Source organism: Streptomyces coffeae (assembly GCF_016741875.1).
In the GTDB taxonomy this organism is placed as follows: Bacteria; Actinomycetota; Actinomycetes; order Streptomycetales; family Streptomycetaceae; genus Streptomyces; species Streptomyces coffeae.
This window is the reverse complement of record NZ_JAERRF010000001.1, coordinates 87,590-107,984: the sequence shown is the minus strand read 5'-3', so window position 1 is coordinate 107,984 and position 20,395 is coordinate 87,590. Positions and strand designations below refer to the sequence as shown.

Here is a 20,395-nt window from a genome sequence, read left to right as displayed (position 1 = left end):
GCCCGTGCTGCGGCGCTCACGGAGTGGCGGCAATTGGGGTGCTGCAACCCTGCGCGGCGAGCCTCATCGAGGCTGCCCTGCATCGCAACGACAGCATCTTGCCGTGGATCGTGGCGTGCTCGACCTCGACCGACACGCACCTGATCTCTGCGGAAGTCGCAGAGGCCCGAGGTGCCATTGAGTTCTATCGTCGCGACAAGCCCGACGGGCTTGAAGCCACACGAAAGGTGCTCGGTCCATACTTCGACTTGCTATGGGCGTTCGAGTACGTGCTCGCTGGCCGCGAGGCCCTGTCGCGCATGCGGCGCGTGAACACTGTGAAACCGGCGCTCGACTACCTCGACAGCATGACTCGCTGGCACATCGAGGAGTGGAATCGACGCTGGCCAAAGCTTCGTGCTCAGATCCAGAATCACCTTGAGGACGACCTCGACGACCACCATTCGCTTGAGAGCTTCTGCAAGCTGGTCTGCCAAGTAACCGGTGAGACAGACGAGGTACGAACACTGCGATCTCGTATGCAGCAGGAAGACGACGAGCGACGTCGCCGTAGACAGAGCGGACAAGTCCGCAGTGCCCTCGGAAGGGATGGACAGTGAATACGCGTCAGCAGCTCGTGCAGGCGATCAACGAAGGCCAGCAGGCTGGACACGACCGGCAGCGCGTGACCGCGTGCCCGTACCCCGCAGGCGATCTGCGCCGTTCAGCTTGAGTGCGCGGGTATGCCGCCGCTAGGCTCGTGGGTTTTGCCGATTCTTCTGCCAAGCCCTGAATGCGCGAACCGATGCTGGCGCCAACGCCCCCATTGGTGAGAATGAGCCGAGACCTTCAGCGAATTCCAATGCCACGTCCATCTCCCTTGCGGGACGGAGCAGCCGAAGGTCTACCCCTTCGAGGGCAGCCAAACTGGTCAAGTTCGGCTGTCCATCAACAAGTAGCGTGTACGTGACCATGTGCCGCTTCTTGAGCAAGCTGGGGCCAACCTTCAGTGCCGTCCCGTCCAGCGCCATTCGGGGCACAGGACTTGTTACGGGCTGATTCTCCGTTTCGAGGACACCCAAGACCGGCACCCCCATGTCGAAGGTGATCGGCTGCCCGGCGTCATAGCTGCTGCTGGGGATGTCGTGTCGTCCACGGCTCACCATCCGGAACTCGACGATATACGGGTCTTCCAGGACAATGCCTCTTTGCCGAACCTCCAGCTCGGGGACTCTCCCGGTCTCTTCGGCCAGTAGTCGTGTCGTCCTGTAAATCCCGTACCACAAACGCCGCTTCGGTGTTCCCACCCGATGAGTGATTACGGCTGCGGCGAACCCCGTCGCGAGCGTCGCGACGCCACCGACAGCGGCCCAAAAGACGTCAGAGGCGTACCACTCTTCCGCAAGAAGCATGGCGCCATCCAAGCAGCGCCGGACCGCACTGCAAACGCCTCAGGCACCCCAACCTGCCGCCGCAGCCCATCCCTTGGCTGGGCCTTCTCATCCCTGTAGGAGCCATGGAGGAACGATCTGGTATGCCATCCGAGACCGCCAACACCCCCGCTGCAACGGACAGCAGCGATCAGGGCGAGCTGTCCAGCATCGACAGTGCGCGGGCTGCCACGACGACACCCGGCACTACGCCGGATCCAGTCGAAGAGCGGCAGCTCGCCGTGGCTGAGCAGCGCGCGACCGAGCAGAGCGAGCGGGCCGAGCAGCTACAGGCCGCGCTCGACGCCGTTCACCAGGCCCTCAACCCCGACGGGGGCGAGGGCGGGCAGGACCTCGCGCAGCTCGCTGCCCAGGTCGCCGACCGCGACAAGCAGCTCGCCGACGTCGGCGCGCAGCTGCGTACGGCGCAGGTCGAGCTCGCCGCCCACCGCGCCGCCGCCGAACAAGGGGAGCGCGCTGATCGGCTGCTCAACAGTCGTTCGTTCCTCGACTCGGTCGCCGCCCTCGACCCCACCGGGCCGAAGTTCGAGCAGCAGCTCAGCGCCGCCATCACCGCCGCTGTGGGCGCACGCTTGGCTCGGCATCACCCCGGCACATAATGCCGTCGCGCACCTGAACCTCACCACCTACGCCGAGGCCGGGGGACGCGTCCGCGTGCAGATGCGCGTCGGGCAGGGCGAACCCACCGTCATTGACGAGTGGGAGGTGCCGGCGGGGAAGTGGACCGCGCGCACCATCGAGCCTCCCCTGCACGGCTCCGGGTTCCTCGACGACGTCGCCATACAGGTTGAGCACCGCAGCGGCCGGCGCCGCAAGGCCATCGAAACGCGCCTGCTCGCCGCGTACAGCCGCAATACGCTCAAGGCGTCCGAGGCCCCCGACCCGCCGGTCGGCCGGGCAGGCGACACGGGCAAGCCGGTCCGCAAACGGGGGCGCTGTATGACCGAGCACGACGACGTCGCCCTCGAACTGGCGAGACTCCACAGCAGCGTCGAGGCCGGATTTGCAAGGCTCGATGGCCGCCTCGACCTACTCACACAGAAGGACGACCAGACCGACAAGGCCCTCGCCGACCACGAGCAGCGCCTCGCCGCCCTCGAACGCGCACGGTGGCCCCTGCCCAGCCTCGCCGTCATCATCGGCGGCGCCGGCTGCGCCCTATCCGCCTGGCAACTCATCCACTGAACACCACAACGCCCCCTGTACCGCCCGCGCATGGGCCGTACAGGGGGCCATTCTGCGTTCTCACGGTGATCAGACGTAGGACGGTAGGGGTGTCCATTGCGGCCGTGCGCGGCATCGTGAACGACAGCGCCCCCTGTGACGCTTCGTTGCTGACAGGCTTCTCAGAGGTTGCCGAACTCGCCAGCGCGGACGGCCGACACGAACGACGACCACTCGTCAGCCGGAAAGACGAGTGCCGGGCCATGCGGGTTCTTGCTGTCGCGGACGGGGACGGCACCGGGGATATTGGCAGCGACCTCGATGCAGTTACCGCCGTTGTTGCTGTAGGAGGACTTGAACCATCGGGGGGAGTCGGTCGTGGTCGTCACGGGGTGCCCTTTCGTGCCTCGTTGATCATTGCCATCGATGCCGCCTGCGACAGCGCCTCGGCCTGCAATTGATGGTAGGCCGTCAACAGAGGCAGTACGGATGTCGTCTCGTGTTCTAGGTGTCCCCGAATCTGGGACTCTGCATACGCGATCACGGACAGGTCCGACAGCGTCAGCAAGTTCATCGGGAGGTCGAACGGGCGGCGCTCCCCTATGTCGTACGGGGCGATCTGGAGCACGGTGTTCGGCAGCTCGGCGAACTCGGCCAGTCGCGCCAACTGCGCTCCCATGACCTCATGTCCGCCGACACGTCTACGGATACAACTCTCGTCCATCACCACCAGCATCATGGGAGGGCGGGGCCGTACTAGCGTGGCCTGCCGTTCAGCCAGGAACGAGACCCGCTCGGCTGCTTGCTCGGGGGTGATTGCCCCACGCCGTACGGCACTGTCTGCCAGAACCCGGGCGTACTCCGGTGTCTGTAGAAGCCCAGGGACGATCCCGATTTCGTACAGCCGAATCTCTGCCGCCCGGCCCTCATACTTGACGTACTCCGGGAACCCCTCCAGCAGGCTGCCGTGCCGGATCTCGCGGTACTCACCCTCGAACGAGTCTGCTGTGCCCTCAAGGCCGAAGACGTGGTCCACGCTACGCGAGAACCGGAGGGTTGGAGGCTTCCGTCCATTTTCGACTGCTGAAATATGCACACTGGAATATTCCGCGCGCTCGGCCAGGTCCTCCTGAGTCCAGCCGCGTGCCTCTCGCAGACTGCGTAAACGCGCTCCGTAGGCCGCCTGAGGGGAGGCGTCGGGGTTCAACTCGTTGCGATTCAAGGGGCGTTCATCATCCTTCCGTCCGCAAGTGACACGTTGAATGGTTCTCGACTGTAGGCCACGCTGAGTCACCCCGGTAGTGGAAGCGCTACGGAGAGGAGCAGACCTTGAACCGTAAGCGCACCTCCCCCAAGACCCCCAACGCCCGGCCCCGTAGCGCCATGAGCGCCGCGGAGATCGTCATCCCACCGCGGGATACCTGGCCCGTTCCCGTGATCACCGGGCACGCCTGTCCCGTCTGCCACCACGGCTACACCCTGGTACGTCGCGCGATTCCCGTTCCCGGCCATGTCGGCATCACCGTCTGTTCCGTGTGCGCCCTGGGCGCCGGCCACCCACCGACCTCGGAGGGCACGCGATGACCACCTCGCTGGGGCTCTGCCACCAATCCCATCCGTTGCTCGGTCGCCTGGTCGTTGACCACGCACACGATGACCGTGTGGGCGTCCTGCGCGCCATCGCGCCGGACTCGACAGACAACCGGTACCGCCTGGTGGTCATGAACCCGGACGCGCCGCCGGTGGCGTGGCTGGCACCCGAGGGGGGCGGCCTTGAATGGACGACATCGCCGGATGCGATCGAGACGGCGCAATGAGCGGCACCCACACCCGGCCGGGACCGGCACTGATCGGCGACTCTTTATGGTGGCCCCTATCGATCCTTGCCCTCGTTGGCCTCACCCCGCCCGCCGTGATCCTCGCGGGCCGGGTAGACGCCCACGGCGCGCCCGCACCGCCTGGGATCGACCAGCCCGATGCCCCGGTAGAACGGGCCGCGGCCGACACCGCCGGCGACGTGGACCGCGCCGAGTCGCACACGGGCCACTGGGGGTGGCGCATGGACTGGTCTGTGCCGCGCGAAACCGTCGACCAAGTCCTCGCCAGCACCCGCCCCCTGGACGACCGCTCACGCCCCCGCCTACGGGTCCACGCCGCCGTCCTGCTGCCCATCGTCCGTCAGCGCCCTGGAGCCTGCGACGACGAGTCGGTCGCGCTGGCCGTGAAACACCTCACCGAGGCTCTGTGCCGCCGCGCGGACATGAGCCTGGTGGCGATGGCCGAGGCCGTCGAGGTCCTGCTCGACGTGGTCGACCCCCGCGGTTCACCCGGCCACCTCTGAACCCCGGCGGCCCGACGGGAGAAGAGGACAGCCCCGCCCGGCCGCCGGCACCACTCCGTTCCGCCTGTGGGCCCATGCCTCCCATGCCCGGCCCACGGGCGGAACGGAAACCAGACCGCCCGCCACCTCTGCGGCGGGCCCGCCCTGGCCGACCCCCGAACACGGCAATCGGCACGGCCGGGGCAATGGCCCGGAACGCAAACGCCCCCCGCCGTTGGCGTTCCGGGCCAGCTCAAGCCCCCCTGCCGGACCACGGCAGGACACCCATTCCAGGAAGAAAGCGAAACGCCGTGGCACGCAAAGACAAGGGAACCGGGCCGAACGTCGCGAGGCAGAAAGTCAGAACAGGAAGAACAAGGGCTAGAGCCAGGGGTATCCACATGGATGACCCCACCAAAGTGGCCTTGAACCGATTGCTCGACGAGCATCACCAAGCGCTTACGGCGGCCCTCGGTGCAGTGCTGGACATCGACGCCGGCCTGCGCGAGATCCTTCGGACCGGTAAGGAATCCTCGCTCGACGGTCCCTCGGACACGCCTTAGCCTGCCCAGCTCACAGGCTGCCGCCCCGCGCCCGGCCAACTGGTCAAAGCGCGGGCCGGTGCACCACAGCACCACCCAACCTCATTCCACGACAGGGAAGGAATCAGCTGTGACCACCATCGTGCACCCGCGGGAAGCATTCCCGCTCGCACCCGAGGGCGGACGTATTCCGCACAGCAGCGAGGCCGCCACCGGACCGAGTAGCCGCCCGTGGGTTCTCCGGTTCGCCCGCATCCCCGACGCCGCTCAGGCGACCGTGATGCCGCCGGCCGTCTATGACAACGAATTACAGATGTCCCGCGGCCTGTACGACGGCCCGCTCCCCTACATGCAGACCCACAACCCCACCGTCCCCGACGGCAACGTGAACAACCCCCCGCCGCTCGATGAGGGCGCAAAGGACTGATGCCCTCATGCCCACCGTTCTTGTCATCGCAGCACGCGACGACTGGCCGACCGACCGCGTTGTGAAGGCCCTCACAGACGGTGGAGCGGAGGTGTTCCGCATGGACACCGCCGAGTTCCCGCAGGAACTCACCCTTGCCGGGCGCATCGACGCCCGGCAAGGGTGGCTCGGCGGACTCACCACCGCTCACCGCGCCGTCGACCTCGCGGACGTATCAGCCGTCTACTACCGCGCCCCGAACCCGTTCAGCCTTCCGGCGACCATGTCGGAACCCGAGCGCAGGTTCGCCGCCGCGCAGGCCCGCGCCGGCCTCGGCGGCGTCATCACCGCCCTGAATTGCCGGTGGGTCAATCACCCCGCCGCCATGTCTCGCGCCGAGTACAAGCCGCTCCAACTCACCACCGCACGGGACTGCGGCATGACCGTGCCACCCACGCTCATCACCAACGCCCCGGACGCCGTCCGCGCGTTCGTCGGCGACATCGCAGGCCCAGTCATCTGTAAGCCGGTAGCCACCCCCGTGTTCATCGAGGGCGACCAGCTCAAGACCGTCTACACGCACCGCCTCTCCGAGGACGACCTCAGCGACCTGCGCGGTATCGAGACCACCGCGCACCTGTTCCAAGCGTGGGTCGACAAGGCGTACGAGGTGCGGCTTACCGTCGTAGGCGACCGGCTGTTCGCCGCAGAGATCCACGCCGAGAGCGACGCAGCACACGAGGACTGGCGAAGCGACTACGCCGCGCACACGTACCGAACGTGCACACCCCCGGACTACGTCGCCAAAGGGGTGCGACGCTATATGGACCGCCTCGGCCTGCGGTTCGCGGCCCTCGACTTCATCGTCAGCCCCGGCGGCGAGTGGACGTTCTTGGAAGCGAATCCCTGCGGGCAATGGGACTGGATCGAGTACGCAACGGGCCTGCGCATCTCTCAGGCCATCGCCGACGAACTGCAAGGAGTCCCCGCATGAGCGCCCCCGCCCTCGACCAGGCGCGCCCTTATATGACCGCCCTCGCCGACGAACTCACCAAGGCCGGCGCCATCCGCACCCGCCCGTGGGCCGAGGCGTTCGCCAACACCCCGCGGCATGTGTTCGTCCCGCGCTGGTTCCAGCAGGAGACCAACGACAAAGGCATCGCCGTATGGCGGGAACACCAGGGAACCGCAAGCGCCGACGACCTCGCCGCCGTCTACCGTGACCAGACCCTCGTAACCGCACTCGACCCGGCCACCGCCGAGCAGGTCGACGAGACGGCATGGACGGGCGTCGCGACCTCATCCAGCACTCTGCCAAGCCTCATGGCCGGAATGCTCGAAGACCTCAGCGTCGAGGACGGACATAGGGTTCTCGAAATCGGCACCGGCACCGGCTACAACTCCGCCCTACTCTGTGCCCGCCTCGGCGAACGCCTCGTTCACTCCGTCGACGTTGACCCCGCGCTCGTCCAGGAAGCACAGCATCACCTCGCCGACACCGGATACACGCCCCAACTCGCCCCCGGCGACGGTACGCAGGGCTACCCCACCAGCGACACCTTCGACCGGATCATCGCCACCTGCTCCGTACCTGGCATCCCCCGCGCGTGGATCGAGCAGAGCAAACCCGGAACCATCCTGGTCGCCGATGTCGCCCTCGGCATCGAGGGCGGACTCGTCCGCCTCGCCGTCGACGAGCAACAGCGCGCCCGCGGCCACTTCACCACTACCGCCGGCCGCTTCATGGCCGCCCGCCAACAGGCACGCACCTACACAACACCACAACGCCCCGAGCGAGCGCCCGAAGCGGAAACCCGACCGACGACGGTCACCGCCACTGACATCCGCGGCAACTACCCCCTCCGCCTGCTGCTCGCCTTGCACCTTCCTGGGGCGGAACTCGTCTACCACATCGACGACACCACGGGCGCCATGGCGATCCAGATCCAGCACGCCGACGGCTCATGGGCCCGCACGCCACTCGTCGGCGAGAACACCGGCACTGTCACCTACGGCGGCGACGCCGAACTCTGGAAGCAAGCCGAGGCCGCATGGCGCTGGTGGAACGACATGGGCCGCCCGCCACAGGACCGTTTCGGGTACGCCCGTGAAGCGGACGGAAGCGCGCACGTCTGGCACATCCCCGACGGAACCCGCTGGAACCTCCCCACAGGCGTGTAAGCCTCCACCCGCGCCCTTCCCGCCCGCCGTTCCCCGGCGGGCGGGTGGGGCGCTCTGGCTGCCGCCGATCCGACTGCACGATCTGCGGCACGTCGCAGCATCGCTCATGCTCGCCGCTGGCAGGTCGCGCAGGTGGCCCTCGATCATCTCCTCGCGCAGCTCGTCGAGGCCGCCGAGCAGGACGGCCGCACGGTCGAGGAGGTCGCGCAGATGGCGCTCGCTCGGCTCACCGAGCAGACCCCCGAGGCAGCGTCCGAGCAGGATGGCCACACGATGGCCTCACAAGAGGGAGCAAAGATCCTTGAGTTCCGGCCCCGCAAGGTCAGCGCATAAGAAAAAGCCCAGGTCAGCGGGTAACTGACCTGGGCTTCGTCGGAGCCGCCTAAGGGAATCGAACCCTTGACCTACGCATTACGAGTGCGTCGCTCTGGCCGACTGAGCTAAGGCGGCAGGCCCCGGTGCCAGATTGGCATCAGCAGCGCCGCCAAGTCTACACAGTTTCGGGGGGTGCTCCGTACGGGGCCGGGTGGGGGGCGGGGAAGGGGCGTTCGGGCTGGTCAGTGGCAGCGCTTGGCGGGGGCGGGAGGGCGGCCGGAGATCAGGTAGGTGTCGATCGCGTCGTCGATACAGCGGCTGCCGCGGCCGTAGGCGGTGTGGCCGTCGCCCTCGTAGGTGAGGAGGGTGGCGGAGGAGAGCTGTCGGGCGAGGGAGCGGGCCCAGGGGTAGGGGGTGGCCGGGTCGCGGGTGGTGCCGACGACCAGGATGGGGGCGGCGCCCTTGGCGGTGAGGGCGTGGGGGCGGCCTGTGGCGGGGACGGGCCAGTAGGCGCAGTTCAGGGCGGACCAGGCCAGGGCCCCGCCGAAGACGGGGGACGCCTTCTTGAAGGCGGGCAGGGACTGTTCGACCTCGGCCGGTGTGCGGAAGGCAGCGGGGAGGTCAAGGCAGTTGACGGCGGGATTGGCGTACATGAGGTTGGTGTAGGAGCCGCCGGAATCGCGCTCGTAGTAGAGGTCGGCGAGGTTCAGCAGACCGCCGCCCTCGCCGCGCAGGGCCGCGCGGAGGGCGGTGCGCAGTTGGGGCCAGGAGCTCTCGTCGTACATCGCGGCCATCACGCCGGTGGTGGCCAGGGACTCGCCCAGCCGGCGGGATCCGCCGGTGGCGACGGGGCGGGAGTCCAGGCGGGTGAAGAAGGAGCCGAGGCGGTCGCGGGCGTCCGCGACGGAGCGGGTGCCGAGGGGGCAGCTGTCGCGGCGGACGCAGTCCTTGGCGAAGGCGGTGAAGGCGGTCTCGAAACCGGCGGTCTGGTCGAGGTTCGTCCGGCGGGAGGACAGCGCCGGGTCGAGGGCGCCGTCGAGGACAAGACGGCCGACGCGGGAGGGGTAGAGATCGGCGTAGGTGGCGCCGAGGAAGGTGCCGTAGGAGGCGCCGACATAGGTGAGCCGGTTGTCGCCGAGCGCGGCGCGCAGCAGGTCCATGTCGCGGGCCGCCTCGACGGTCGAGACATGGGCGAGGACCTTGCCGGAGCGGTCGGCGCAGCCGCGGGCGAACTTCTTGTAGGCGGCCACGAGCCGGTCCGTCTCGGCGGGGGCGTCGGGTGTCTGATCGGTCCGGGTGTAGCTGTCCATCTGCTTGTCGCTCAGACAGCGGACCGGCTCGCTGGCGGCGACGCCGCGCGGGTCCATGGCCACCATGTCGTACCGGGCCCGCACCCGCGCCGGATAGCCGAGCGCGGCAAAACTCTGGAGGTAGCCGATCGCGGAGCCGCCGGGGCCGCCCGGGTTGACCAGCAGCGAGCCCAGCCGCTGACCGGAGCGGGTGGCCTTCTTCCGGGAGACCGCCAGCTTCAGATCACGGCCCTGGCCGGGGCGGGCGTAGTCCAGCGGGGCCTTGAGGGTGGCGCACTCGAAGCCCGCTTCGCCGCAGCCGCGCCATTGCAGGGTCTGTTCGTAGTACGGCTTGAGGGCGGCCGGAACGCGGGGGGTCGGCTGCGCGGCGGCGGTCGTCGAGGAACCGGAGGAGCAGCCGGAGAACAGCAGGGCGGCGGCCGCGAACGCGGCGCCGAGCGTGCGGAGCGTACGGCGGCTGATGTCCATCGGCGGATCCCTCGGTTCGCGGTCGCGGAGCGCGGGGATCACCGGCGGCCGGCACGTCACGGCCGACCCGGAACCCCTAACGGAGCGTATCCATTCGACTACACTCCATGCGCGCACCGCCCAACCCGTACGGGTGACGCAGCGCTCGCGGACGCCGGGACCTGGCTCAGCCCGCGCGCAGCGCCATGGTCATCGCCTCGACCGCCAGCAGCGGCGCCACATTCCGGTCCAGCGCCTCGCGGCACGCCGAGACCGCCTCGATGCGGCGCAGCGTCCGCTCCGGTTTCGAGCCCGACGCCACCCGCTCCAGGGCGTCCCGTACATCGGTGTTGGCCAGCGCGACCTGGGAGCCCAGCTGGAGCGCCAGCACATCCCGGTAGAAGCCGGTGAGGTCGGTCAGCGATTGGTCGAGGCTGTCGCGCTGGGTGCGGGTGGCCCGGCGCTTCTGGCGGTCCTGGAGCTCCTTCATGGCTCCGGCCGTACCGCGCGGCAGCCGTCCGCCCGTACCGGCGGCGGCGCCCAGGGCGGCGCGCAACTCCTCGGTCTCCTTGGCGTCGACCTCCTCGGCCACCTGCTTGGCGTCCTCGACCGCCGCGTCGACCAGCTCCTGCGCCGCCTTGAGGCAGCCGCCCACGTCGTCCACGCGCAGCGGCAGTTTCAGGACCGCGGCGCGGCGGGCGCGGGCCCGCTCGTCGGTGGCCAGACGGCGGGCGCGGTCGATATGGCCCTGGGTGGCGCGGGCGGCGGAGGCGGCCCGCTCGGGCTCGATGCCGTCACGGCGGACGAGGATGTCCGCGACGGCGTCCACCGGGGGCGTACGGAGGGTCAGCAGACGGCAGCGGGAGCGGATCGTGGGCAGCACGTCCTCCAGCGAGGGCGCGCACAGCAGCCACACGGTGCGCGGCGCGGGCTCCTCGACCGCCTTGAGCAGGACGTTGCCCGCGCCCTCGGTGAGCCGGTCGGCGTCCTCCAGGACGATCACCTGCCACCGGCCGCCCGCGGGCGACAGCTGGGCCCGCCGGACCAGGTCGCGGGTCTCCTTGACGCCGATGGTGAGCAGATCGGTGCGCACCACCTCCACATCGGCGTGGGTGCCGACCAGGGCGGTGTGACAGCCGTCGCAGAAGCCGCAGCCCGGGGCGCCGCCCAGGGCCCGGTCGGGGCTGACGCACTGGAGCGCGGCGGCGAAGGCGCGCGCGGCGGTGTCCCGGCCGGAGCCGGGCGGACCGGTGAACAGCCAGGCGTGGGTCATCCTCGACGCAGCGCCCGGCTCGGCGGCCGGGGCGCCGCCCGCCGCCCGCGCCGCCGTGACCAGGGCGTCGGCATCGCGCGCGGCAGCCGTGAGCTGGGCCGCCACTCGGTCCTGCCCGATCAGGTCGTCCCACACCGCCATGGCTGCCTCCGCCCCTTGTGCTCAACGCATCCCATTGTGGGCCACCCTTCGGACACCCACGTCCACGGCCGGAACGCCCCGAAGCGAGAGGCCCACGGGGCGGCCGGAGCCACCCCGTGGGCCTCTCGATCGAACCGGCCGAGCCGCCGCCGTCAGCGGCGCCGTCCGCCGTCCTCGTCGTCGTGCGGGCCGAGCAGTTCGTCGGCCAGGGTCGGCAGATCGTCCAGCGGGGTCTCCTCCGCCCACTCCGGGCGGCGGCGCTTACGGCGCGGAGCCGACGATTCGCCCTGGTCCTCGGGCGGGTCCTGCGGCCCCTGGGCGTGACTCTCACCGTGGCCGTGGCCGTACTGGGGCATCTCGCGGGTGCGCTCGTTCCCGTGGCCCTGGTCCTCCTCGGACCGGAACATCCACGGCGGAACCCGGTCCGCCGGATCGGCGGAGCGCTCGTCCCGGACGGGCGGCAGCACGGCCGTCTCGTCGGCCGCGTTCGACGGCTCCGGTGTGGCGGGCGGCTTGGGGAGAACGGCCGTCTCCTCCACGTCCGGACCCTGCTGGGGGCGCACCGGCGGCAGCACGGCGGTCTCGTCCGCGTCCCGGGCCGGGGTGCCCCGGCCGGTGGCCGCGGTCCGCGGGTCGACGCGCGGCGTGCGGACGGTCGCCGTCGAGTCCGGCCCGGCCGCCGCGCTCGACGCGCCGGCGGCGCCCGCCGGGCCCGACGCGTCATCCGCCTCGTCACGGCCCGGACGTGCCGGGGGCGCGGGCGGTACCGGCGGTGCCGCGGGCGGCTGCGGCGCCGGACGGTCGGGACGGGCCGGAGCCTCGGTCTCCACCGTCGGCGCGTCGTCCGCGGCGGCGCTCCCGCCGCCCGGGGCGTTCGCCGCCGTCCGGGCCTGCTCCGCCCGCAGCAGCGCCTCCTCCGCCTTGCGCTGCTCCTCCCGGCGGCGGGCCTCCGCCTCGGCCCGCTCCTGGGCCTCCGCCTCCGCCTGGGCGCGGCGCCGCTGCTCCTCGGCGGCGCGGGCGCGGTCCTCCGCCTCGATACGCCTGCGGTCCTCCTCGGCCCGCCGACGCGCGTCCTCGGCCCGCTTGCGGGCCTCCTCCGCCTGCCGTTCGGCCTCGCGCCGCCGCGCCTCCTCCAGCTCGCGGCGCTTGCGCTCCTCCTCCTCGGCACGCGCCTTGGCCAGCGCCTCCTGGCGCTCGCGCTCCAGCCGCTCTTCCTCCGCCTTGCGGGCGGCCTCCTCCTCGGCCTTGCGGCGGGCCTCTTCCTCGGCGGCCTTGCGGGCCTCCTCCTGGGCCTTCACCTCCGCCTCGGACAGCGGCAGCATCTGGTCCAGCCGGTGGCGCACCACCGAGGTGATCGCCTCGGGCAGCTGCCCGGCGTCCACGACGAGGTAACGGGCCGGGTCGGCGGCGGCGAGGGCCAGGAATCCGGCGCGTACCCGCTGGTGGAACTCGGCGGGCTCGGACTCCAGCCGGTCCGGGGCCTCGGTGAAGCGCTCACGCGCGGCCTCCGGCGAGACGTCCAGCAGCACCGTCAGATGCGGCACCAGGCCGTTGGTCGCCCAGCGCGAGATCCGGGCGATCTCGGTCGCGGAGAGGTCGCGGCCCGCGCCCTGATAGGCGACGGAGGAGTCGATGTAGCGGTCGGAGATGACCACCGCGCCGCGCTCCAGGGCCGGACGGACCACGGAGTCGACGTGCTCGGCGCGGTCCGCCGCGTACAGCAGCGCCTCCGCGCGGTGCGAGATCCCCGCGGACGAGACGTCGAGCAGGATCGAGCGCAGCCGCTTGCCGATGGCGGTCGCGCCCGGCTCGCGGGTGACCACCACCTCGTGGCCCTTGGCCCTGACCCACTCGGCCAGCGCCTCCACCTGTGTGGACTTACCCGCTCCGTCACCGCCCTCGACGGCGATGAAGAAGCCGGTGGCAGCCGGGGCCTCGTCCGCGTCCCCACCGCGCAGCGCCTCGCGCAGATCCCGCCGCAGCGGCACGCCCTGCCGGTCGTCGGTGCGGCCGAGGACGAGCGCGGCGACGGGCAGCAGCAGCGCGCCGACGAGCATCAGTGTGAAGGCCGCGCCGCCGTGGGCGAAGACCCATTCGCCGCTGCCGAGCCGGTGCGGCCCGATGGCGGCGGCGAGCAGCGGGGCGGCGACCGCGCCGAGCCCGACGAAGACACGGACGACGGCGTGCAGATGCTCGGTCATCCGGGGTCGGCGGGACTCCTCGGACTCCTGGTCCAGGAGCGCGTGGCCGATGTGGGCGGCGACTCCGGCGGCGAGCCCCGCGACCAGGGCGATCATCAGGACCGTGGTGGCGTCGTGCACCAGGCCCGCCGCGAGCAGCGCCAGCCCGGTCAGCGCGATGGACAGCGCGAGCAGCCGGCGCCGGGACAGCCCCGGGAGCACATGCGGCGCCCAGCGGATGCCGAGCGCCGGACCACCGCTGAGGACCAGGACGAGCAGCGCGTAGCCGACCGGGCCACCGCCGAGGTCGACCGCTTGGAGCGCGGCGACGCCGACGGCCGCGGCGATCGCGGCCGCCACCCCGGCGCAGGACAGCACCAGCAGCGGTGCGGCGCCGGTACGGCCCTTGTCGGCGCCGGTGCCGGACGCGGCGCGCGGACGGCGCAGCCCTTCGAGGGGCGAACGGGTGCGGGGCGTCTGCACGCCGGGCAGCTCGACGAAGTAGAGGATCGAGACGGAGGCGGCGAAGAGCCCGGCGCCGACGTACGAACCCAGCGCGGCCTGGTGGTCGTGGAACCACGCCAGCCCGGTGCCCAGCAGCCGCGCGAAGAGCGCGACGACGAGCAGCCCGGCGGCGGCGAGCGGCAGCGTCAGGAAGTTGGTGCGCAGCGAGAGCCTGCGCAGCGCGTCGAGGTGGTCGGGCAGCGGGCGGACGGCCGCGCCCTCGGCGGGCGGGGCCGGGAGCAGCGCGGGGGCCGCGTCATCCTTGGCGACGGTCCAGAAGCGCTCGGCGACGCCGACGACGAAGGTGGTGATGAGCAGCCAGGCGACGGCGTCGTCCGGGGTCCACTCGATCCACAGCGGGGCGATGAGCAGCAGGACCATCCGCACCCCATCGGCGCCGATCATGGTCCAGCGGCGGTCCAGCGGGCCGGCGGGGGCGAGCAGCGAGGAGACCGGGCCGAGCAGGACCGCGCCGAAGAGCACGGTCGCCAGAAGCCGGGCGCCCAGGACGAGGGCGACCGCGAGGGCCGCTCCGCGATAGCCGCCGCCGAAGGAGCCCGCGGCGACGGACGCCTGCAACGACAGCAGGACGAGCACCAGCACGGCGAGCGCGTCTCCGGCGCCGCCGACGAGTTGGGCACTCCACAGCCGTCGCAGCGGCGGATAGCGCAACAGGGCCCGAACGGCGCGCTCGCGGGAGTCCGCGGCCAGTGCGCCGGATGTGGGGGTCACGTCCGTTGGCTGCTCTCGCGTCATTCCGCCAGCCTATCCGGATCACGCAAAACCGCGTGCCCCCGGCCGAACAAACGGGCGGGGGCGTGGCGGTTGCGGTGAAATGAGCCGGGGCTATTCGGCGTTGGCCGTCGACTTCTTGGCCGCCGTGGTCTTCTTCGCGGCGGTCTTCTTGGCGGCGGTCGTGGTCTTCTTCGCGGCCGTCTTCTTGGCCGCGGTCTTCTTGGCCGCCGTCTTCTTCGCGGCGGTCTTCTTCGCCGCCTTCTTGGCGGTCTTCTTGGCCGGGCCCTTGGCGCGCTTCTCCGCGAGCAGCTCGAAGCCGCGCTCGGGCGTGATGGTCTCGACGTCGTCGTCCCGGCGCAGCGTCGCGTTGGTCTCGCCGTCGGTGACGTACGGGCCGAACCGGCCGTCCTTCACCACCACCGGCTTCTCGCTGACCGGGTCGGTGCCCAGCTCCTTCAGCGGCGGCTTGGCCGCGGCCCGGCCGCGCTGCTTGGGCTGGGCGTAGATCGCCAGCGCCTCGTCGAGGGTGATGTTGAAGATCTGGTCCTCGCTGTCGAGCGACCGCGAGTCCGTGCCCTTCTTCAGGTACGGGCCGTAGCGGCCGTTCTGCGCGGTGATCCCGGTGCCCTCGGGGTCGGTGCCGACGACGCGCGGCAGCGACATCAGCTTGAGGGCGTCCGCCAGGGTCACCGTGTCCAGGGACATCGACTTGAAGAGGGAGGAGGTGCGCGGCTTGACCGCGTTCTTGCCGGTCTTCGGCGTGTCCTCGGGCAGCACCTCGGTGACGTACGGGCCGTAGCGGCCGTCCTTGGCGACGATCATGCGGCCGGTGTCCGGGTCGGTGCCCAGCTCGAAGTCACCGCTCGGCTTGGCGAGCAGCTCCTCGGCGTACGCCACGGTCAGCTCGTCCGGCGGCAGGTCGTCGGGGACGTCCGCGCGGTGGCCGGTCTGGCCCTCGGTCTGGGACGGGCGCTCCACGTACGGGCCGTAGCGGCCGACGCGCAGCACGATGCCGTCGCCGACGGGGAACGAGGAGACCTCACGGGCGTCGATCGCGCCCAGGTCGGTGACCAGCTCCTTGAGGCCACCGAGGTGGTCGCCGTCGCCGTTTCCGGCTTCGGCGGCGGCACCCGCGCGGCCGTCGGCGGTCTCACCGAAGTAGAAGCGCTTGAGCCACGGCACGGCCTGGGCCTCACCTCGGGCGATGCGGTCGAGGTCGTCCTCCATCTTGGCGGTGAAGTCGTAGTCGACCAGTCGGCCGAAGTGCTTCTCCAGCAGGTTGACCACGGCGAAGCTCAGGAAGGACGGCACCAGCGCGGTGCCCTTCTTGAAGACATAGCCGCGGTCGAGGATGGTGCCGATGATCGAGGCGTAGGTCGAGGGGCGGCCGATCTCGCGCTCTTCGAGCTCCTTGACCAGCGACGCCTCGGTGTAGCGGGCCGGGGGCTTGGTGGCGTGGCCGTCGGCGGTGATCTCCTCGGCGGCGAGCCGGTCGCCCTCGGCGACCTGCGGCAGACGGCGCTCGCGGTCGTCGAGCTCGGCGTTCGGGTCGTCCGCGCCCTCCACGTACGCCTTCATGAAGCCGTGGAAGGTGATCGTCTTGCCGGAGGCGGAGAATTCCGCGTCCCGGCCGTCGCTCGCCCGCCCGCCGATCTTGACGGTGACCGACTGGCCGACCGCGTCCTTCATCTGAGAGGCGACCGTCCGCTTCCAGATCAGCTCGTAGAGCCGGAACTGGTCGCCGGTGAGGCCGGTCTCTGCCGGAGTGCGGAAACGGTCTCCCGAGGGACGGATGGCCTCGTGCGCCTCCTGGGCGTTCTTGACCTTGCCCGCGTAGGAGCGCGGCTTGTCCGGCAGGTAGTCCGCGCCGTACAGCTGGGTGACCTGCGTCCGCGCCGCCGCCACCGCCGTGTCCGACAGAGTGGTGGAGTCGGTACGCATATAGGTGATGAAGCCGTTCTCGTACAGCTTCTGCGCCACCTGCATGGTGGCCTTGGCGCCGAAGCCGAGCTTCCGGCTGGCCTCCTGCTGGAGGGTGGTGGTGCGGAACGGCGCGTACGGCGAGCGGCGATACGGCTTGGACTCGACGGACCGCACCGTGAAGGCGGTCTCGGCGAGGGCCGCGGCCAGGGAGCGGGCGTTCTCCTCGTCCAGGTGCAGAACGTTCGAGCCGTCCTTGAGCTGCCCGGTCGAGGTGAAGTCGCGGCCCTGGGCGACCCGCCGGCCGTCGACGGTGGTCAGGCGGGCGCCGAAGGTGCCCGGATCGGTGGCGTCACCGGTCCGGCCGGTGGCGAAGGTACCGGTCAGGTCCCAGTACTCGGCGGAGCGGAAGGCGATGCGCTCGCGCTCGCGCTCGACGACAAGACGGGTGGCCACGGACTGCACACGGCCCGCGGACAGCCCCCGCATGACCTTCTTCCACAGGACCGGCGAGACCTCGTAGCCGTAGAGGCGGTCGAGGATCCGGCGGGTCTCCTGGGCGTCGACCAGGCGCTGGTTCAGCTCGCGCGGATTGGCCACGGCCTCGCGGATCGCGTCCTTGGTGATCTCGTGGAAGACCATCCGGCGGACCGGGACCTTGGGCTTGAGGACTTCCTGGAGGTGCCAGGCGATGGCCTCGCCCTCGCGGTCCTCATCGGTGGCGAGGAAGAGCTCGTCCGATTCGGCGAGCAGTTCCTTGAGCTTCTTGACCTGGCTCTTCTTGTCCGCGTTGACCACATAGACCGGCTGGAAGTCATGCTCGACGTCCACACCGAGACGGCGTACCTCGCCGGTGTACTTGTCGGGTACCTCGGCCGCACCGTTCGGCAGGTCCCGGATGTGCCCGACGCTGGCCTCGACCACATATCCCGGGCCGAGATAGCCCTTGATCGTCTTCGCCTTGGCAGGCGACTCGACGATGACGAGTCGGCGGCCGCCCTGTGCGGTCTCGCTGGTGGTCGGGGACAACTTCGCTCTTCTCTCCGGTCGACGCCTCGGTGAACGGGCACTGCAGCGCGGGTAACGCGTACACGGCCACCACTTCGGTGACGCTGCGGAGTGTGACGGTACCTCCCGCCCCCGTGTCAAACGGAAAAAGCCCGCAACGCCACTCGAACGGTAACCCGACAAGCGTCCTGTCTGCCGCCCGGACCGGCACAAGCCACCGTGGAAGGCCCTGTCAGGCGTAACCCAGGCACCAGATCCCGCCGCCGAGCGCGGCGATGCCGAAGAGAAGGGAGAGCGCCGCAGAAGCGACAGGACTCACACCGTGCGCGACCGGCTGACGCAGCCGCAATCGCGCCACTGTCCACAGCAGCAGCGCGGAGCCGAACAACATGAATGCCGTTGCGGCGAAGATCGCAGGTCCGCTCTCCATGGCCGGATCCTGGCACGCGCGGAAGGCGTCCGCGCGAACCTGGGGTGAACAGCGCGCGACCGGCCTTTTCGGCCATGTTCACCGAGGTCGGGCGCGGGATACGCCCCGGCGTGTCCCGGTACGGACCGGCCGGGTCCGCGGCCGTCCGGGCCACCGCGGGAGATCATCCGCGGTCACGCACCGCCGAGCATCCCGTACAGACCGTACTTCCCGGGCCTTCCGTGCTCCGTACGGCAGGTTCCTGCCATATGACGCGGAGGGGCGGGGCGGGCGCACCGGCGCACGCCCCGCACGGCTACGCGCCCTGAAGTCCGCCGGGGCCGTCGGCTCCCCCGGCGCCCTCGGCGTCCCCGGCTCCGACCGGCTCCAGAAAGCCCTGTCCGACCAGGAGCCGGATGGACTCCGGGGTACGGTCGCGCAGCACCACCGGGTCCTCCCCGAGCAGCTGGGCGATGGCGTCCAGGATCCGGCCCGCGCTGAGGGTGCCGTCGCACACACCCGCGAAGCCCGCGCCGACCGTGTCCACCTTGGTGGCGCGCCGCATTCCGCGGTTCTGCCGCAGCACCACATGCTCCGGGTCCTCCGCCCCCGGCAGCCCCACCTGCTCCTGCACGACCTCCTCCGCCAGCCGGAAGTGCCCGGCCAGCAGCGCCGCGTCGTCATGCGTCCGCAGGAAGTCCTGCCGGGCGAAGTGGGCCGCGACCGTGTCACCCAGCGGCTGCTCGACCGGGTGCGGCCACTCCTCCACGGTCACCGACGGCCGGTCGGCGCCGGACTTGCGCAGGGTGATCCAGCCGAAGCCGACGGCCTTGGTGCCACGTGCCTCGAACTCGTCCAGCCATGCGTCGTAACGCGCCGCGTACGCCTCCGGCCCGGCCAGGTGCTCGCCCGCGTCGCGCAGCCACAGCTCGGCGTACTGGGTGATGTCCTGCACCTCGCGCTGCACGATCCAGGCGTCACAGCCGCTCGGCACCCAGGAGGCCAGCCGCTCGCGCCAGTCCTCCCCCTCGATGTGCTGCCAGTTGGCGAGCAGCTGACACCAGCCGCCGTCGGTGAGGTGGTCGGCGGACTGCCGGACGAGGGTGCGGCACAGATCGTCCCCGGCCATCCCGCCGTCCCGGTAGACCAGCCGGGAGTCCTCCGGGGAGCGCGGGGAGATCACGAACGGTGGGTTGGACACGATCAGGTCGTACCGCTCGCCGTCCACCGGCTCGAAGAGCGAGCCCTCGCGCAGATCGGGCTCCGGCGCACCGGACAGGGCGAGGGTCAGCCGGGCGATGGCGAGGGCGCGCGGATTGCGGTCGGTGGCGGTCACCCGGTCGGCGTGTCGGCTCGCGTGCAGCGCCTGGATCCCGGACCCGGTGCCGAGGTCGAGGGCACGGCCGACCGGGGCGCGCAGGGTGAGCCCGGCGAGCGTGGTGGAGGCGCCGCCGACCCCCAGCACGAGCTGGGAGCGGTCCACGGCGCTCCGCTCGCCGCCGGGTCCGCCGATACCGCCCGCGCCGCCGACCGCGCAGCCCAGGTCGGAGACGATCCACCAGTCCTGGCCCTCCGGCCCGCCGTACGGCCGTACGTCCACGGTGGCGCGCACCTCGTCGCCGTCCCGCACCAGCCAGCCGTCGGCGAGGCAGTCCTCGACGGGCAGGGCCGCGGCCGCCCTCCCGTACGGCGCGGGGCACTGCAACAGGAAGAGCCGCACCAGCGTCTCCAGCGAGGAGTCACCGCGGGTGGCGCGGAGCGCCGGGACGGTCTCGCTGCGGGCCAGGGCGGCATAGGCGGACGCGCCGAGCAGGTCCAGCAGACCGTCGGCGGTGAAGGAGGCGGCCGACAGCGCGTCACGGAGACGGGCGGTGCGCCCGGGGTCGGCGGCGGGGAGGCGGAACGGGGGCTGGTGCGTACTCACGCCCCCATTGTCGGGGCAACCGCCGACGGCCCGCGACGACCGCGACGACGCGCGCCACGGTGGCCGGGTGGGGCGGCGCGGCGGGGCCGGGGTGGCGGGGGCCGGGGTGACGGTCCCGTGGATGACATCACGTCACCGGCAGGGCTGACGGACCGACAACGGGGGCGTGGCGCGGGAGCATTCCCT

General features: G+C 71.0%; 21 protein-coding genes and 1 tRNA gene. 12 read left to right on the top strand and 10 right to left on the bottom strand.

Translation table 11 applies throughout. From position 1 onward, the window contains the following. Positions 1-23: 23 nt before the first annotated feature. Together JK363_RS00490 and JK363_RS44100 are read left to right on the top strand one after the other, a co-directional pair. Positions 24-599 (top strand): hypothetical protein, encoded by a 576-nt coding sequence (locus JK363_RS00490; protein ID WP_201870474.1) that lies wholly within the window; start codon positions 24-26, stop codon positions 597-599. After that, positions 596-712 carry an Rmf/CrpP fold protein gene (locus tag JK363_RS44100; protein WP_307821521.1) on the top strand — a complete coding sequence of 39 codons (117 nt, stop codon included), beginning with the start codon at positions 596-598 and terminating at the stop codon, positions 710-712. Before JK363_RS00490 ends, JK363_RS44100 begins: the two co-directional genes overlap by 4 nt. A 19-nt stretch (positions 713-731) precedes the next feature. On the opposite strand, the gene JK363_RS00485 is transcribed toward JK363_RS44100, so the two are convergent. Continuing rightward, complete coding sequence (locus JK363_RS00485; RefSeq protein ID WP_201870473.1) at positions 732-1,391, bottom strand: phospholipase D-like domain-containing protein; 660 nt, start codon at positions 1,389-1,391, stop codon at positions 732-734. A 122-nt stretch (positions 1,392-1,513) separates the two neighbouring features. Here JK363_RS00485 and JK363_RS00480 point away from each other — a divergent pair, with 122 nt between their 5' ends. Both JK363_RS00480 and JK363_RS44560 read left to right on the top strand, forming a co-directional pair. Then, positions 1,514-2,029 (top strand): hypothetical protein, encoded by a 516-nt coding sequence (locus tag JK363_RS00480; RefSeq protein ID WP_201870472.1) that lies wholly within the window; start codon positions 1,514-1,516, stop codon positions 2,027-2,029. A 55-nt stretch (positions 2,030-2,084) separates the two neighbouring features. Further along, a complete protein-coding gene (locus JK363_RS44560) occupies positions 2,085-2,615 on the top strand; it encodes a hypothetical protein (protein WP_372444684.1) in 531 nt (176 codons plus the stop codon). A 161-nt stretch (positions 2,616-2,776) separates the two neighbouring features. On the opposite strand, the gene JK363_RS00470 is transcribed toward JK363_RS44560, so the two are convergent. Both JK363_RS00470 and JK363_RS00465 read right to left on the bottom strand, forming a co-directional pair. Beyond that, on the bottom strand, positions 2,777-2,983 hold the full coding sequence (locus JK363_RS00470) for a DUF397 domain-containing protein (RefSeq protein WP_201870471.1): 207 nt from the start codon (positions 2,981-2,983) through the stop codon (positions 2,777-2,779). Next, a complete protein-coding gene (locus JK363_RS00465; RefSeq protein WP_201870470.1) occupies positions 2,980-3,816 on the bottom strand; it encodes a helix-turn-helix domain-containing protein in 837 nt (278 codons plus the stop codon). The genes JK363_RS00470 and JK363_RS00465 overlap by 4 nt, the downstream gene beginning before the upstream one ends. Before the next feature lie 107 nt (positions 3,817-3,923). Between JK363_RS00465 and JK363_RS00460 the strand changes: the two genes are divergently transcribed. From JK363_RS00460 to JK363_RS00425, 8 genes are all read left to right on the top strand, one after another. After that, positions 3,924-4,178 (top strand): hypothetical protein, encoded by a 255-nt coding sequence (locus JK363_RS00460; RefSeq protein ID WP_201870469.1) that lies wholly within the window; start codon positions 3,924-3,926, stop codon positions 4,176-4,178. Continuing rightward, the gene (locus JK363_RS00455; protein WP_201870468.1) at positions 4,175-4,411 is read left to right on the top strand and encodes a hypothetical protein; all 237 of its coding nucleotides are present in this window, start codon (positions 4,175-4,177) and stop codon (positions 4,409-4,411) included. The genes JK363_RS00460 and JK363_RS00455 overlap by 4 nt, the downstream gene beginning before the upstream one ends. Next, positions 4,408-4,935 carry a hypothetical protein gene (locus JK363_RS00450; RefSeq protein WP_201870467.1) on the top strand — a complete coding sequence of 176 codons (528 nt, stop codon included), beginning with the start codon at positions 4,408-4,410 and terminating at the stop codon, positions 4,933-4,935. The genes JK363_RS00455 and JK363_RS00450 overlap by 4 nt, the downstream gene beginning before the upstream one ends. Positions 4,936-5,315: 380 nt before the next feature. Next, the gene (locus JK363_RS00445) at positions 5,316-5,477 is read left to right on the top strand and encodes a hypothetical protein (protein WP_201870466.1); all 162 of its coding nucleotides are present in this window, start codon (positions 5,316-5,318) and stop codon (positions 5,475-5,477) included. 109 nt (positions 5,478-5,586) lie between these two features. Next, complete coding sequence (locus tag JK363_RS00440; RefSeq protein WP_201870465.1) at positions 5,587-5,883, top strand: hypothetical protein; 297 nt, start codon at positions 5,587-5,589, stop codon at positions 5,881-5,883. Between the two features lie 7 nt (positions 5,884-5,890). Beyond that, positions 5,891-6,856, top strand: coding sequence for an ATP-grasp ribosomal peptide maturase (gene tgmB, locus JK363_RS00435; protein WP_201870464.1), 966 nt, complete (start codon positions 5,891-5,893; stop codon positions 6,854-6,856). Beyond that, a complete protein-coding gene (locus JK363_RS00430; protein ID WP_236075462.1) occupies positions 6,853-8,043 on the top strand; it encodes a methyltransferase domain-containing protein in 1,191 nt (396 codons plus the stop codon). Before tgmB ends, JK363_RS00430 begins: the two co-directional genes overlap by 4 nt. A gap of 132 nt (positions 8,044-8,175) precedes the next feature. Further along, positions 8,176-8,376 carry a hypothetical protein gene (locus JK363_RS00425; protein ID WP_201870463.1) on the top strand — a complete coding sequence of 67 codons (201 nt, stop codon included), beginning with the start codon at positions 8,176-8,178 and terminating at the stop codon, positions 8,374-8,376. A 43-nt stretch (positions 8,377-8,419) separates the two neighbouring features. Here JK363_RS00425 and JK363_RS00420 read toward each other — a convergent pair. The 7 genes from JK363_RS00420 to JK363_RS00390 all read right to left on the bottom strand — a co-directional run bounded on the left by JK363_RS00420 (position 8,420) and on the right by JK363_RS00390 (position 20,209). Beyond that, positions 8,420-8,493: transfer RNA gene (locus JK363_RS00420), tRNA-Thr, on the bottom strand. A 107-nt stretch (positions 8,494-8,600) separates the two neighbouring features. Next, positions 8,601-10,136 carry an alpha/beta hydrolase gene (locus JK363_RS00415; RefSeq protein WP_201870462.1) on the bottom strand — a complete coding sequence of 512 codons (1,536 nt, stop codon included), beginning with the start codon at positions 10,134-10,136 and terminating at the stop codon, positions 8,601-8,603. 166 nt (positions 10,137-10,302) lie between these two features. Then, positions 10,303-11,529 carry a DNA polymerase III subunit delta' gene (locus JK363_RS00410; protein WP_201870461.1) on the bottom strand — a complete coding sequence of 409 codons (1,227 nt, stop codon included), beginning with the start codon at positions 11,527-11,529 and terminating at the stop codon, positions 10,303-10,305. A gap of 152 nt (positions 11,530-11,681) precedes the next feature. Beyond that, entirely contained in the window at positions 11,682-14,969 is a 3,288-nt protein-coding gene (gene tmk / locus JK363_RS00405; protein ID WP_201870460.1) for a dTMP kinase, read from the bottom strand. Positions 14,970-15,059: 90 nt separating this feature from the next. After that, positions 15,060-17,897, bottom strand: coding sequence for a type I DNA topoisomerase (gene topA / locus JK363_RS00400; protein ID WP_201870459.1), 2,838 nt, complete (start codon positions 17,895-17,897; stop codon positions 15,060-15,062). 211 nt (positions 17,898-18,108) lie between these two features. Further along, positions 18,109-18,306 (bottom strand): hypothetical protein, encoded by a 198-nt coding sequence (locus JK363_RS00395; RefSeq protein WP_201870458.1) that lies wholly within the window; start codon positions 18,304-18,306, stop codon positions 18,109-18,111. Positions 18,307-18,601: 295 nt separating this feature from the next. Further along, a complete protein-coding gene (locus JK363_RS00390; protein WP_201870457.1) occupies positions 18,602-20,209 on the bottom strand; it encodes a DUF7059 domain-containing protein in 1,608 nt (535 codons plus the stop codon). Positions 20,210-20,395 lie beyond the last annotated feature (186 nt).

Bases quoted from the DNA above. Each gene is read 5' to 3' on its own strand.
- JK363_RS00395 (WP_201870458.1), bottom strand. From the start codon at position 18,306: ATGGAGAGCGGACCTGCGATCTTCGCCGCAACGGCATTCATGTTGTTC.
- tmk (WP_201870460.1), bottom strand. From the start codon at position 14,969: ATGACGCGAGAGCAGCCAACGGACGTGACCCCCACATCCGGCGCACTG.
- JK363_RS00450 (WP_201870467.1), top strand. From the start codon at position 4,408: ATGAGCGGCACCCACACCCGGCCGGGACCGGCACTGATCGGCGACTCT.
- tgmB (WP_201870464.1), top strand. From the start codon at position 5,891: ATGCCCACCGTTCTTGTCATCGCAGCACGCGACGACTGGCCGACCGAC.
- JK363_RS00415 (WP_201870462.1), bottom strand. From the start codon at position 10,136: ATGGACATCAGCCGCCGTACGCTCCGCACGCTCGGCGCCGCGTTCGCG.
- JK363_RS00485 (WP_201870473.1), bottom strand. From the start codon at position 1,391: ATGCTTCTTGCGGAAGAGTGGTACGCCTCTGACGTCTTTTGGGCCGCT.
- JK363_RS00410 (WP_201870461.1), bottom strand. From the start codon at position 11,529: ATGGCGGTGTGGGACGACCTGATCGGGCAGGACCGAGTGGCGGCCCAG.
- JK363_RS00455 (WP_201870468.1), top strand. From the start codon at position 4,175: ATGACCACCTCGCTGGGGCTCTGCCACCAATCCCATCCGTTGCTCGGT.
- JK363_RS00430 (WP_236075462.1), top strand. From the start codon at position 6,853: ATGAGCGCCCCCGCCCTCGACCAGGCGCGCCCTTATATGACCGCCCTC.
- JK363_RS00445 (WP_201870466.1), top strand. From the start codon at position 5,316: ATGGATGACCCCACCAAAGTGGCCTTGAACCGATTGCTCGACGAGCAT.
- JK363_RS00480 (WP_201870472.1), top strand. From the start codon at position 1,514: ATGCCATCCGAGACCGCCAACACCCCCGCTGCAACGGACAGCAGCGAT.